11 protein-coding genes are annotated in these 13,700 nt (G+C 58.7%); 3 read left to right on the top strand and 8 right to left on the bottom strand.

Features of this window, described 5'->3' with window-relative positions; genetic code table 11:
• The first annotated feature begins 2 nt into the window (after window positions 1–2).
• Window positions 3–2,018, top strand: coding sequence for a M3 family metallopeptidase (locus ACR0DY_RS05725; protein ID WP_480897935.1), 2,016 nt, complete (start codon window positions 3–5; stop codon window positions 2,016–2,018).
• A gap of 2 nt (window positions 2,019–2,020) precedes the next feature.
• Here the strand turns inward: ACR0DY_RS05725 and ACR0DY_RS05720 are convergent, their stop codons facing one another.
• From ACR0DY_RS05720 to ACR0DY_RS05695, 6 genes are read right to left on the bottom strand one after another with little or no spacing between them, the layout of a single operon-like run.
• A complete protein-coding gene (locus ACR0DY_RS05720; RefSeq protein WP_480483233.1) occupies window positions 2,021–2,953 on the bottom strand; it encodes a 2-hydroxyacid dehydrogenase in 933 nt (310 codons plus the stop codon).
• A 15-nt stretch (window positions 2,954–2,968) separates the two neighbouring features.
• A complete protein-coding gene (gene rodA, locus ACR0DY_RS05715; protein WP_209506418.1) occupies window positions 2,969–4,108 on the bottom strand; it encodes a rod shape-determining protein RodA in 1,140 nt (379 codons plus the stop codon).
• Window positions 4,105–6,054, bottom strand: coding sequence for a penicillin-binding protein 2 (mrdA, locus tag ACR0DY_RS05710; RefSeq protein WP_480483236.1), 1,950 nt, complete (start codon window positions 6,052–6,054; stop codon window positions 4,105–4,107). Before mrdA ends, rodA begins: the two co-directional genes overlap by 4 nt.
• Entirely contained in the window at window positions 6,051–6,587 is a 537-nt protein-coding gene (locus ACR0DY_RS05705; RefSeq protein WP_480483238.1) for a rod shape-determining protein MreD, read from the bottom strand. The genes mrdA and ACR0DY_RS05705 overlap by 4 nt, the downstream gene beginning before the upstream one ends.
• A complete protein-coding gene (gene mreC / locus ACR0DY_RS05700) occupies window positions 6,580–7,482 on the bottom strand; it encodes a rod shape-determining protein MreC (protein ID WP_209506411.1) in 903 nt (300 codons plus the stop codon). The genes ACR0DY_RS05705 and mreC overlap by 8 nt, the downstream gene beginning before the upstream one ends.
• A 58-nt stretch (window positions 7,483–7,540) precedes the next feature.
• The gene (locus tag ACR0DY_RS05695) at window positions 7,541–8,587 is read right to left on the bottom strand and encodes a rod shape-determining protein (RefSeq protein ID WP_039523195.1); all 1,047 of its coding nucleotides are present in this window, start codon (window positions 8,585–8,587) and stop codon (window positions 7,541–7,543) included.
• 155 nt (window positions 8,588–8,742) lie between these two features.
• On the opposite strand from ACR0DY_RS05695, the gene ACR0DY_RS05690 reads away from it, so the two are divergent.
• Window positions 8,743–9,528, top strand: coding sequence for a 23S rRNA (adenine(2030)-N(6))-methyltransferase RlmJ (locus ACR0DY_RS05690; protein WP_480486707.1), 786 nt, complete (start codon window positions 8,743–8,745; stop codon window positions 9,526–9,528).
• Window positions 9,529–9,633: 105 nt separating this feature from the next.
• Here the strand turns inward: ACR0DY_RS05690 and ACR0DY_RS05685 are convergent, their stop codons facing one another.
• Window positions 9,634–11,202: a 2-isopropylmalate synthase gene (locus ACR0DY_RS05685; protein ID WP_480897933.1), complete on the bottom strand. Its 1,569-nt coding sequence runs from the start codon at window positions 11,200–11,202 to the stop codon at window positions 9,634–9,636.
• 290 nt (window positions 11,203–11,492) lie between these two features.
• On the opposite strand from ACR0DY_RS05685, the gene ACR0DY_RS05680 reads away from it, so the two are divergent.
• The gene (locus tag ACR0DY_RS05680; protein WP_480545928.1) at window positions 11,493–12,158 is read left to right on the top strand and encodes an SDR family NAD(P)-dependent oxidoreductase; all 666 of its coding nucleotides are present in this window, start codon (window positions 11,493–11,495) and stop codon (window positions 12,156–12,158) included.
• Between the two features lie 4 nt (window positions 12,159–12,162).
• On the opposite strand, the gene ACR0DY_RS05675 is transcribed toward ACR0DY_RS05680, so the two are convergent.
• Window positions 12,163–13,644, bottom strand: a complete 1,482-nt coding sequence (locus tag ACR0DY_RS05675) for an MORN repeat-containing protein (protein ID WP_480545929.1) — start codon at window positions 13,642–13,644, stop codon at window positions 12,163–12,165.
• Window positions 13,645–13,700 lie beyond the last annotated feature (56 nt).

Genomic DNA, 13,700 nt, shown 5'->3' with positions numbered 1-13,700 from the left:
GCATGACCAACCCGATCCTGTCCAACTGGACCACCCCATTCGAAATAGCCCCTTTCGCCGATATTTCGGATGAAGATTTTGCCCCGGCTCTGGATCAGGCGATGACCGCGCATAACGCCGAGATTGACGCGATAGCGGCAAATCCGGATACCCCCACATTCGCCAACACGGTCGAAGCCCTTGAGGCTGCGGGCGAGCAGCTGGACAAGGTTCTGTCGGTCTTCTTCACCGTTGCAGGCGCAGACAGCAACCCCAAGCGGGAAGAGTTGCAGCGCGCGTTTTCCCCCAAGTTGTCGGCCCATTTCTCGGGAATTTCCTCGAACAAGGCGCTGTTTGAACGCGTTGCCGACCTTTGGGCGCGGCGCGAAAACCTGAACCTGACCGAGGAACAGGTACGCGTTCTGATGCTGACCCATCGAGGATTTGTTCGTGCAGGCGCGGCGTTGGACGGGGACGAAGACGCTCGTATGCAAGAAATCAAGTCGCGCCTAGCCTCATTGGGGACATCCTTTACCCAGAACCTGCTGGCGGATGAGCGGGATTGGTTCATGGATCTGACCGAACAAGATCTGCAGGGCCTGCCGGATTTCGTTGTGAATGCGGCACGGGCTGCTGGTGCGGAAAAGGGCGCCTTGGGGCCGGTTGTTACCCTGTCCCGGTCGCTGATCGTGCCGTTTCTTCAGTTTTCACCTCGTCGGGACCTGCGCGAAAAAGCATATCGCACCTGGGCTGCCCGCGGGGCGAATGGTGGCGAGACAGACAATCGCGACATCGCGGCTGAGATTCTGGGCTTGCGTGAGGAACGCGCCAAGCTGTTGGGCTATGACAACTTCGCCGGTTACAAGCTGGAAACTGAAATGGCGCGCACGCCGGACCGGGTACGTGAGTTATTGATGCAGGTGTGGGAACCTGCCAAGGCCCGCGCCGATGCGGACGCGGAAATCCTGACCCAGATGATGCAGGAAGACGGTGTCAACGGCCCGCTGGAAGCATGGGACTGGCGCTATTACGCTGAAAAGCGGCGCAAGGCGGAACATGATCTGGATGAGGCGGAACTGAAACCCTACCTGCAACTGGACCGGATGATCGAGGCATCGTTTGCTTGTGCAAACCGCCTGTTCGGGCTGGAATTCAAGCCTTTGAACGTGCCGCTTTATCACCCGGATTGCCGCGCGTGGGAAGTTACGCGCAACGGTCGGCATGTCGCCGTGTTCATCGGTGACTACTTTGCACGAGGGTCCAAGCGGTCAGGTGCCTGGTGCAGCGCGATGCGGGCACAGGCCAGATTCCCGAAAGAACAGGCACCGATTGTCATCAATGTCTGCAACTTCGCCAAGGGTGATCCGGCGCTGCTGTCTTATGACGATGCACGCACCCTGTTCCACGAATTTGGCCATGCATTGCACCAGATGCTGTCCAATGTGACCTATGAAAGCATCTCGGGCACCTCTGTTGCGCGCGATTTTGTCGAACTGCCCAGCCAGCTTTATGAACACTGGCTGGAAGTGCCCGAAGTTCTGGCCGAGTTCGCCACCCATGCCGAAACGGGCGAACCGATGCCGAAGGAGATGCTTGAAAAAGTGCTGAATGCCGCCAATTTCGACCAGGGGTTCCAGACGGTGGAATATGTCGCCTCGGCCCTTGTTGATCTGGCCTTCCACGATGGCGACGCCCCGGCAGACCCGATGGCAAAACAGGACGAACTTCTTGCCGGGTTGGGGATGCCGAAAGCCATTGGAATGCGCCATGCCACGCCCCACTTTGCGCATGTTTTCGCAGGCGATGGCTATAGCTCGGGCTACTACAGCTATATGTGGTCCGAGGTGATGGATGCTGACGCCTTTGCGGCCTTCGAAGAAGCAGGTGGTGCCTTTGATCCTGAACGGGCCAAAGCGCTGGAAGACAATATCTTGTCCACCGGCGGTTCGCGCGAGGCAGAGGATTTGTATCTGGCGTTCCGGGGGCGATTGCCGGGCGTGGATGCCCTGTTGAAAGGCCGCGGTCTGATTGCGGCGTGACTTCAGTAGCCCAGCGTGCGGTCGACAAGGTGCACAAAGGGCTCGCCGGATTCCCCGCGCCGGATGTTTTCGCAAATGACCTGTGCGGCAGTGATCGGGCGGGTCTCGGACGCGATATGCGGGGTCACGGTGACATTCGGATGCGCCCAATAGGGGTGATCGGTGGGCAAGGGCTCGACACGGAACACATCCAGCGTTGCGTGGCCCACCTGGCCCGAGTTCAGGGCATCCAATAGCGCATCATCATCAATCAGCGGCCCGCGTCCCGGGTTGATGATACGCGCACCTTTGGGAAGCAGGGCCAGCGTTTCCGCATTCAGCGCGTTTTCAGTGGCAGGTGTGTCAGGCAGCAACAAGACTACGATTTCGGCATGAGAAAGCGCCTGGCGCAGCCCTTCGGCACCATGCAGGCAGGTTACGCCGGGGATGTTCTTGGCTGTACGGCTCCAGCCTAAGACCCGAAACTCAAGCGCGGTCAGCGCGCGGGCCACGGCTTCGCCCAATGCTCCAAGCCCCAGAATACAAACGTTGCGCTCTTGGGCCAGCGGTGGGATATCTGGGGTCCAGACACCGTCCTGTACCGTGATGTGCCGGTCCATACCCAGATGGTAGCGCAGAACGTGGCCAACCACCCACTCGATCATGCCTTGCGTCAGGCCGTGATCCACCATCCGCGCCAATGGAACGGTCAGTGTTTCGTTACCCACGATTTTTTCGACACCGGCCCAAAGGCTCAGCACCGCTTTCAGGCGCGTGAAAGGTCTGAAATCCTGTACCCCTCCGTTTGGGGCGTAAACAACGTAATCGACCTGATCCGGTTCGAACTCGGTTCCTAGCTGGACGTCCAGTCCCGCCTCATCAAGATATTGTGTCAGCAGCGGCTGATACACCGGCCAAAGGGCAGGGCGCGCGGAAAACAGGACGTTCACAGACATCAGAGCCCTTTCAGATCAACGGGGGCGGTGAATATGGGCGCTTTGGACGATGCCAAAGGCCGCCATCAGAACCAGCATGGCCGAGCCACCATAGCTGACCATTGGCAGTGGTACACCCACGACCGGGGCCATGCCCATCACCATCGACATGTTGACGGCAAAAAACAGGAAGAAGTTCAGCGCGATACCCAGCGTGACCAGAGATGAAAACCGGTCCTTGGTTGCCAGGGCCGTGACCATGCAGAAAACCAGAATCAAGGCATAAAGGGTCAACAGGGTCGTTCCCCCGACAAATCCGAACTCTTCGGCCAACGTCGTGAAAATGAAATCAGTATGCTTCTCGGGCAGGAAGTTCAGGCGGGACTGCGTGCCTTGCATGAAACCACGCCCGTTCCATCCCCCGGACCCCAAGGCAATCTTGGACTGGGTAATGTGGTATCCGGCCCCCAATGGGTCGGTGGACGGGTCCAGAAAGGTGTCGATGCGCCGAAACTGATAGTCCTTCAACAATTGCCAGTCGGTCCCCCGGCTGTTGAACACAGCGGCGATCAGGCCCACGACAGCAGCAATAACGGCGGCAAAATAGGCCCAGTGAACCCCTGCCAGAAACATCAACCCACCTCCTGCGGCGAGAAGCAGGATGGATGTGCCAAGATCGGGCTGTTTCAGAACCAGCAAAGTAGGCAGGATGATCAGGACAACCGGGATAAGAACCCAAAGCGGACGAGACGTTTTGTGCGAAGGAAGCCAGTCGTAATAAGCGGCAAGCAACATGACCAGCGTGACTTTCATGACCTCCGAGGGTTGCAGGCGCATGAACCCAAGGTCGATCCAGCGCTGCGCACCCATGCCGATGGTGCCGAACAGTTCAACAAATACCAGCAATGCCACCGAGCCGAGATAGGCCAGCACCGACATGTTGCGCCAAAACCAGATCGGAACCAGTGCGATGATGAACATCACTGTCAGGCCAAGCCCGAAACGTTCCATTTGCGGCTCGGCCCAGGGCGTCCACGAACCGCCCGCAACAGAATACAGCATCAAAAAGCCCGCGCTGGCGGTGCTGATCAACAGCAATGTCAGCGGCCAGTTCATATACAGAAACTTGCGAAACCCCGACGGCGTGGACTTGACGGCATATTCAAGATAGCTCATGCACGGTCCTTTTCATCCGGTCGCGCCTTGGGGCGCTTGTCACCCTCCAGCCGTTTTTGCTGTTCCTTGATGCGTTCGCGGTCGGCGACGGGGTAGGCTTCAAGCGGCGGTGTGCCGTCATAAAGAGCTTGCAGCATGATGTCGCGTGCAACCGGGGCTGCGGCTGTGGACCCGCCGCCGCCATGCTCAACAACCACGGCCACGGCGTATTTTGGGTTGTCATACGGTGCAAAGCAAACGAACAGCGCGTGGTCGCGACGCTCCCACGGCAAGTCCTCGTTTCGGATCACGCCTGCGGCCCGTTCTGCTTTGGTGATGTTTCGAACCTGGCTGGTTCCGGTTTTCCCCGCCATCCGGAACTCATCCGCGATGATGCGGCTTCGATATGCCGTTCCCCGCCTGTCATTCGAGACCGAGAACATGGCCTTGCGGACCTGTTCCAGATTGTAAGAATTAAGGCCCAGTGGTTCTCCGGCGCCCGAGGGTTGTTCAACACCGTCGATCGAGCGCACCAGGCGCGGCGTGACCGCGCGACCGGTGGCGATGCGGGCGGCCATCACAGAAAGCTGCAGCGGTGAAGCCAGCATGAATCCCTGGCCGATGGACGCGTTTGCCGTATCGCCCACAAGCCACTCCTGACCGTGCGCGCGCTGCTTCCATTCCTGATTGGGGGCCAGCCCATCCGCCACCGCCGACATCGGGATGTCATGCTTGACGCCCAGTCCCAAAGTGCGGGCCATGTCGGAGATCTTGTCGATGCCAACCCGCAGAGCCACGTCATAGTAATAGACATCGCAGCTGCGTTTCAGCGAGAGGTTGAGGTCAACCGTCCCGTGCCCACCACGCTTCCAGCAATGGAAGCGACGGCTGCCGACCTTCAGGTGTCCGGGGCAGTACACGGTGTTGCCGGGAGAGACTACGCCAGCTTCCAACGCGGCCAGCGCGGTGACCATCTTGAAGGTCGATCCCGGAGGATAAGTTCCTTGCACGGATTTATTCGCCAGAGGGCGGTACTTGTCTTCTGTCAATGCCCGGTAATCGGCGACCGAAATGCCACGTACAAACAGGTTCGGATCAAAACTGGGTGCCGAGGCGACCGCACGCAAGTCACCGGTCTCGCAGTCTATGACAACTGCGGCTGCACTTTCGCCTGCCAGTCGCGCCTGTGCATATTGTTGCAGATCAGCGTCGATGGACAGTTGCAGGTCTGCGCCGGGTTGTCCTTCCTGCCGGTCAAGCTCGCGCATGACGCGGCCCGTCGCGTTGACCTCGACCCGCTTTGCACCGGCCTTGCCGCGCAGTTCGATTTCCTGCTTGGCCTCAAGGCCAACCTTTCCAATCTGGAACCTTGGAATGCGCAATACCGGCTCAGGGTCTTCTATCTTGCTGAGGTCATAGTCGCTGACCGGGCCAACATAGCCGACGATATGTGCGAAATCCTCGTATCGTGGGTATTGCCGTGTCAGGCCGACCTCGGGCGTTACGCCCGGCAGCGCCGGAGCATTGACCGCAACCTTCGAGATATCCTCCCACGTAACCTGATCCGCCAGCGTCACCGGCAGAAACGGAGCCGAGCGGCGCATTTCAGTCCTCGCGCGCTCGATCTCATCTTCGTTCAGAGGGATCAGTTCCGACAGTTTGGCGATGACTTTTTCCACGTCATCGGCGTCTTCACGCACGATGACGATGCGATAGGAAGGTGAGTTCTGGCCGATGATCTGGCCGTTCCGGTCATAGATACGCCCACGGGTCGGCGGGATAAGCCGGATGTTGATACGGTTTTCTTCGGCCAACAGGCGGTATTCGTCGGCCTGTTCGACCTGCATGAACCGCATTCGTGCCGCCAGACCGCCTATGAACACCGCCTGTAGACCACCCAGCAACAGCGCTCTGCGTGGCAGGCGCTTATAGGCAAGGCCCTGGGATTTGGGTTTACGCTGTTTCATGCCCGGCTTCCCACAGCGCTGACATCAGCAGCGGATATGCGGCGAACCCCCAACGCGCTTTGGCTAAGCAGCACGACCAACGGGTAGACAGCGACCGTCAGCACAAGCTGAATCACGACCGGCCCCAATGCGGCCTGTTGCACGGACATCACCGATAGTACGACCCTGTTCATCAAAATGACCGCCGTGATCACAATGCCGACAGACATCCATTCTCCGGCAAATCCCGCATCCCTCATACCCAACGCCGCTGACCGCAAATAGGCCGACCCGACTACGGTCAGCGCGGCCAAAAGGCCCGGTGGACGTTGCAGTAGAAAGTCGGCCATCAGCATGACAAGCGCAACCAATACAGTCGGGACGTAATCGGGCCGCCGCAGCACCCAGGCAAAAGTCAGGGCAATCAGGACGTCGGGAAAAGGCCAGCGATCGGGTTGAGCGTCCAACGGCAACAGATGCAGAAACAGTACAGCAAATGCCAGCAAGGCATAAAGGCTGCGCATGGCCCAGATTTGCGAGGCCGGTCTATCCATCGCTGACCTCATCCGGGGTCAGCGCTGCCTCTGGGCGGGTAGGCCCGACGATACTGCCCGGATCCTGAATGGGCGGAGCCGAGTGAAACCGCAGAACCCTAAGAAATTCGAGCCTTTCGAAATCTGCCGACAAGCGGACCCTCAGGCGCCCCCCGGGATCTGCCGCGATTTGACCGATCAGCAGGCCCGCAGGAAAAACGCCGCCATCACCCGAAGTGATCACCCGGTCGCCGGGGCGAACCAACTCGCGGTTTTCAAGAAACTCCACCGCGGGTGCGGGGTTGTTGTCGCCTTTGATCAAAGCGGTTTGGCCAGAAGGCTGAATGGTTGCGGGAATGGCGCTGGTGGCGTCCGTCACAAGGATCACGCGTGCCGTGTCAGGGCCAACACCTGATATCCTGCCGACCAGGCCAATGCCGTCCATCGTGGCCCATCCATCCACGATCCCGTCACGCTCTCCGACATTCAGCAGAACGGATTGCCGGAATGGCGACCCGCTGTCGGCCATGACAACGCCGGTGATGTAGGTCAGACGAGGGTCAAGGCGGACATTGTTCAGATCCAGCAGTCGTGCGTTTTCCTGTTCAAGCTGCAAAGCAGCCTCTTTCCAGGCGCGCATCAGGCGCAGTTCGCTACGCAGTTCCCTGTTCTGCTCGCTCAGGCGCTGATAGCTTTGGAAGTCACGCACCAGATTGACGGCGGCAGTCACCGGGACCATGGCCCATTCCATAGATGGTACAACCGTATCCACGATTCGCGCGCGGAACCGTTCTACGCGCGGGCTGTCGATGCGCCACAGAAGGAAGATACCAAGCAGGCACAGCACAACAATCCCCAGCAACAAACGTCGCAGGGGGGTCGTGTACTCATCGCGCTGTGATCGGTCTTTTGCCACAGGTTACCTTCCCGTGCTGCTCGCGCCGATATAACCCTATCTTCCGAGGGTGCGCGCCTTAGCTTTCGTAGTCAATCGCGTGGCGCAGCTGTTTTTCATATTCCAGTGCTTTGCCGGTGCCCAAAGCCACACAATTCAGGCTTTCGTCCGCAATGGATACCGCCAGGCCGGTCTGTTCGCGTAGGGCCAGGTCCAAATCGCCCAGCAGCGCGCCGCCGCCGGTCAGCATCACACCACGGTCGACAATGTCCGCAGCCAAATCGGGGGGCGTTGTCTCAAGCGCGGTCATAACCGCCTCGCAGATCTGTTGCACGGGCTCTGACAGCGCTTCGGCCACCTGGGCCTGGCTGATCTCGATTTCCTTGGGCACGCCGTTCAACAGATCACGCCCCCGGATATGCATCGACTGACCGCGCCCGTCGTCGGGCATGCGGGCGGTACCAATGGTTGTCTTGATGCGTTCAGCCGTGGATTCACCTACCAGCAGGTTCTGCTGGCGACGCAGGTAGGAAATGATGGCCTCGTCCATCCGGTCACCACCAACGCGGACCGAACGGGCATAGACAATGTCTCCCAACGACAGAACAGCAACCTCGGTAGTGCCCCCGCCAATATCAACAACCATGTTGCCGGTCGGGTCGGTGATCGGCATGCCGGCCCCGATTGCGGCCGCAATCGGTTCGGCAATCAGGCCCGCGCGACGGGCACCTGCTGACAGGACCGACTGCCGAATTGCACGTTTTTCGACCGGGGTTGCGCCATGAGGAACGCAGACAATGATCTTGGGTTTCGAGAAGGTCGAGCGTTTGTGCACCTTGCGGATGAAGTGCTTGATCATTTCTTCGGCAGTATCAAAATCCGCGATCACACCTTCGCGCATGGGGCGGATGGCTTCGATCGAACCGGGCGTCCGACCCAGCATCAGCTTGGCATCTTCGCCAACTGCCAGAACTTTCTTCACACCGTCCTTGACGTGGTAGGCCACAACCGAAGGTTCAGACAGGATGACACCGCGCCCCTTGACGTAAACCAGCGTGTTTGCTGTTCCAAGGTCGATAGCCATGTCCGCTGTGAACAGGCCGCCCAGATTGCCAAAGATCCCCATGTTTTCCCTGATCCTGTAATGTCGGTTTTCTACTGCCCGCGACTCGACGGTTCCGGGACGGATGACTTATAGGGTGCCATCACGCCCGGTAAAAGGGCTGATTCCGCGACAATCAGCACCTTTCCGCCTTATTGAATGGGACTTTAGAAGGCAAAATGCTCTCTTATCAACACATTTACCACGCCGGGAATCTGGCGGATGTCCAAAAGCACGCTTTACTGGCGTGGGTGCTGGATTATCTGACACGCAAGGACAAGCCGCTCAGCTATATCGAAACGCATTCCGGGCGTGGGTTGTATCGGTTGGATGCAGACGAATCCATTCGGACAGGAGAGGCAGAGGCAGGGATCGGTCGCGCACAGCGGGAAGGGTGGTTCGGGCCCGACCACCCGATGGCGCAGGTCCTGAAGCAGGTAGAGGCCCGGTACGGCGACATGGCCTATCCAGGATCGCCGATGATTGCTGCGACTATGTTGCGGGAACAGGACAGTTTGCACCTCGCGGAACTGCACCCACAGGAATTTGCGGCCCTGTCGTTGGCGATGTCGCCGTTTGGGGCGAAAGTCTATCAGCAGGATGGGTTCGATCTGGCGCAGTCCTTGCTGCCTCCAGCTCCGCGCCGGGGCATGATGCTGATTGACCCCAGTTACGAGGTGAAAGCCGATTATGACCGCTTGCCCGGCATTATCGCCAAGCTGCACCGCAAGTGGAATGTGGGCGTGATTGCCCTTTGGTACCCGATCCTGACGGACAATCGACATGCTGGGATGACTGCGGCTCTCAAATCGCGAAACTACCCCAAAGCAATTTGCCACGAAGTGACATTCCCGCCTGCGCGTGAGGGGCACCGGATGATTGGGTCAGGTATGTTTGTTGTGAACGCGCCGTTCTGTATCGGCGACGAAATGAACCGCCTTTCCAAGCTTTTCGCGCAGCTTTAGCAGCAGACGAGACGCTGGTCGGGATAAAGCACCCAATCCATCACCGTGGGTCGTGTTGGATTTTCCGGGCAACCAAACTTGCGGTTGCCCGGATGATTTATGCAATCACGTCAGGTCTTTATAGCTGATCTCGCGCGCATCCGCGCCTGGTCCAGCTTTTTCACGGCGCACAATCAGGCGGTTGAGTGCGTGGATGTAAGCTTTTGCTGACGCCACGACTGTGTCGGTGTTTGCCGACTGGCCGGTTGCGATCATTCCATCCTCTTCCAGGCGAACGGAAACCGTTGCCTGCGCGTCCGTGCCTTCGGTCACAGCATGAACCTGATAAAGCTGAAGCCGTGCTGTGTTGGGATAAATCGCACGGATCGCCTTAAAGGTCGCATCCACCGGGCCGTCGCCATGTTCAGTGGCGGTTTTGTCCACGCCTTCAACCTCCAGCTCGACCGTCGATTCCGCCTGACCACCCGTGCCGCAAGTCACCTTCATCGAAACCAGTTGCAGGTGGTCGTCAGCCTCGTCCAGCGTCATCAGTGCAATGAGATCGTCGTCGAACACCTCTTTCTTGCGATCTGCCAGATCCTTGAACCGGACAAAGATATCCTTGAGCTGGTTGTCGCCCACCTCAAACCCCAGCGTTTCGAGCTTGTCGCGCAAGGCTGCGCGGCCCGAATGTTTGCCAAGCGGCAAGGATGTTCCCGAAAGACCAATGTCCTCAGGACGCATGATTTCAAAGTTTTCGCGGTTTTTCAGCATCCCGTCCTGATGGATGCCACTTTCATGGGCAAAAGCGTTCTTGCCGACAATTGCCTTGTTGAACTGCACCGGAAAGCCCGAGACCGTCGCAACCCGACGCGAGATGTGCATGATCTTGGTGGTGTCGATGCCAGTGTGCCACGGCATGATATCGTTGCGCGTGCGCAGTGCCATGACAACTTCTTCCAGCGCCGTGTTGCCAGCGCGTTCGCCCAGACCGTTGATGGTGCATTCAATCTGGCGGGCACCACCTGCCACAGCGGCCAGCGAGTTCGCGGTCGCCATGCCAAGGTCATTGTGGCAATGGGTGGCAAAGATCACGTCATCCGCCCCCGGCACCGTTTCGATCAGACGCTTGATCAGGTCCGCGCTTTCCACCGGAGCGGTATAGCCCACCGTATCCGGGATGTTGATCGTGGTTGCCCCGGCGTTGATTGCGATCTCGATCACACGGCAAAGGTAATCCCATTCGGTTCGCGTCGCGTCCATCGGGGACCACTGCACGTTTTCGCACAGGTTGCGCGCATGGCTGACCGTTTCGTGGATCTTGTCGGCCATCTCGTCCATGGTCAGGTTCGGGATGGCGCGGTGCAGCGGCGAAGTGCCGATGAATGTGTGAATGCGGTTCTTCTCGGCGTGTTTTACCGCCTCCCAGCAGCGGTCGATATCGGCAAAATTTGCACGGGCCAGACCGCAGATGCGGCTGTTTTTCGACCGCTGTGCAATTTCGGTCACAGCCTTGAAATCGCCTTCGGACGCGATGGGGAAACCGGCCTCGATGATATCGACGCCCATGTCGTCCAGCAGCTCGGCGATTTCGAGCTTTTCGTCATGGGTCATGGTGGCGCCGGGGCTCTGCTCGCCGTCGCGCAAAGTGGTATCGAAGATCAAGACGCGGTCTTGGTCGGTCACGTTGGTCATGGGGTTCTCTTTCTTCTTCTGTCCTAAAGCCTATGGCGCGCTGGCGTCCTCCTCTGAGCGGGCGCGCCGGATGGCACGCTCAGAGGCGGATTAGGATCAGTAGGCCACGCAGCGACGCACCGCGAAGGGCGGTGTCGACACAAGGGATATCTGCGCGGTTGATCATGGGATTGAGGTTATACAGAGCCCGCCGGGAATGAAAAGAACCAATTTGCAATACGCGAACTTCTGGCAACTGCCCTTGTTTCGACCGCCTTGATTGTTTGCACAGCGCCGCTAGCTGATTATGGATGGAAACTGCATTGATAATTGGTGCTTCTGGCGGGATAGGCGCAGCTGTTACCGGACGGCTGGTTGAGCAGGGCGTTTCGGTCACGCGGTTGTCCCGGTCGGAGGACGGCTTTGACCTGACCGATCCGGACGGGGTGATGCTGAAGCTTGAAAACCTACCAGGTCAGTTTGATCTGATTCTGGTGGCTTCGGGCGCCTTGGAGATAGACGGCTCTGTGCCGGAAAAGACCATTCGGGCGATTTCAGCCAACGCCATGATGGATCAGTTTGCGTTGAATGCCGTTGGTCCGGCATTGGTGCTAAGCCACGCGTATCATCTGTTGCCGCGACAAAGACGATCTGTATTCGCGGTGCTTTCGGCGCGGGTGGGATCAATCGGGGATAATCGGATAGGTGGTTGGATCAGCTACCGAGCGGCCAAGGCAGCGGTCAATCAGGTCGTCCATACCGCCGCAATTGAATTGGCCCGAACACATAAACAGGCGATTTGCGTCGCCCTTCACCCCGGCACGGTAAAAACAGAGTTCACGAACAAATACCTGGGTCGTCATCCTGCCGTCGAACCTGAAGCCGCCGCCGATAACCTGTTGAACGTGATACGCGGGTTAACGCTCGCTGATACCGGAGGGTTCTATGATTGGGCCGGTAAGCGGGTCCCGTGGTGAGCCTTCACCCGTCCGAGGTTCCGGTTGCCTCAGTATTTGCATCAGGGTTGGGTTGCGGGGCAGGGGTGTCAGCGTCGCTCTGCTGGTCCGAGGTCTGATCTGGCAACACGCCGTTTTCCCAGACACCGCTTTCCTCCTGGCCGTTGGCATAGCGCATCGTCCCACTGCCTTGCCGTTTGTTGTCGACAAAGCTGCCCTCATACACATCCCCGTTCGAGTAGGTGGCGGTACCCACGCCGTTGATTTTTCCGTCCGACCAGTCGCCCGTATACTTGAACCCGGCAGGGGTTACGATTTCCCCTTTGCCGTGCCGTTTTCCGTTCAGGAAATCACCGGTGTAGACCGTGCCATCGGAATAGGTCGCCTTGCCTTTGCCCTGACGCACGCCTTCAACCCAGTCGCCGTCATATACCGAGCCATCTGCGCGCGTAACCACACCCTTGCCGTGGCTTTGCGCGTTTTTGAATTGGCCTTTGTAGATTATACCATTGGTATAGGTGGCCGTGCCCTGACCCTCGATAACACCCGCGATCCATTCGCCTTCATAGGTCGATCCGTCCGGATAGGTGATGCTGCCGTTTCCTTCGGCCAGATCGGCAACAAAATCACCGACATAGACAGATCCATCCGGATAGGTCACTTCGCCAAGACCTTCAATCTGCCCGGCGTTCCAGTCGCCGGTATACACAAAGCCGTCCGTTCCGGTGAACGTTCCTTTGCCGTGGCGACGGTCGTCGACAAAATCGCCTTCGTACACATCCCCTTGGGCGTGGGTCACTTTGCCCTTGCCGTGGCGGCGCCCTTCTTGAAGTTCGCCTTCGTATACATCGCCATTGGAATAGGTCAGGCTGCCCGTCCCGGTGATCTGGTCCCCGGACCAATCCCCTGAATACACCATTCCGTCGGGCATCGTCTGCGTGCCAGTGCCATCGCGCATGCCTGCGCTGACGTCGCCCTCGTAAACGCTGCCATCGGCATAGGTGATCCTTGCTTTGCCCTGCCGCTCACCGTCGACCCAGTCGCCGTCATAGATATATCCGTCGGGAAAACTCAGCACGCCCTTGCCATGTCGCTGGGCGTTCCTGAATTCACCCTCATAGCGCGTGCCGTTCGTGAATTCAGCGATGCCGGTGCCGTTGATTGACCCGTTGGACCAATCGCCCTCGTAGCTGCTGCCATTGGCATAGATAATCTTGCCGCGCCCTTCGGGCTGACCCTTGGCGAACATGCCTTCGTAGACTGACCCGTCGGGGTAGTGTGTGGTACCCTGACCCTGAATTTCGCCTTCTACCCATTGCCCGGTGTATTCAAATCCGTTCGGCAGCCGATACGTTCCTGTCCCGTGCCGCAACCCGTTCTCATAAGTGCCTTCATAGACACCGCCAACTTCATCATCCTTGACGATGACGGTCCCGTCCTGCGCGAAAGCAGTGGCCGCTGTCAGGCTCATCCCCGCCGCCAAAATTGAGTTTCGGATCACGTTCATTTCTGGTCCTGTCTGCCCGGTCGTCGCTGGTGATATCTCTTTCGCAAAACTAAGGT

Source organism: Ruegeria sp. O6, from assembly GCF_056535045.1.
Note: the sequence above shows the minus strand (reverse complement) of the source record. Positions and strands in the feature narration are given on the sequence as shown.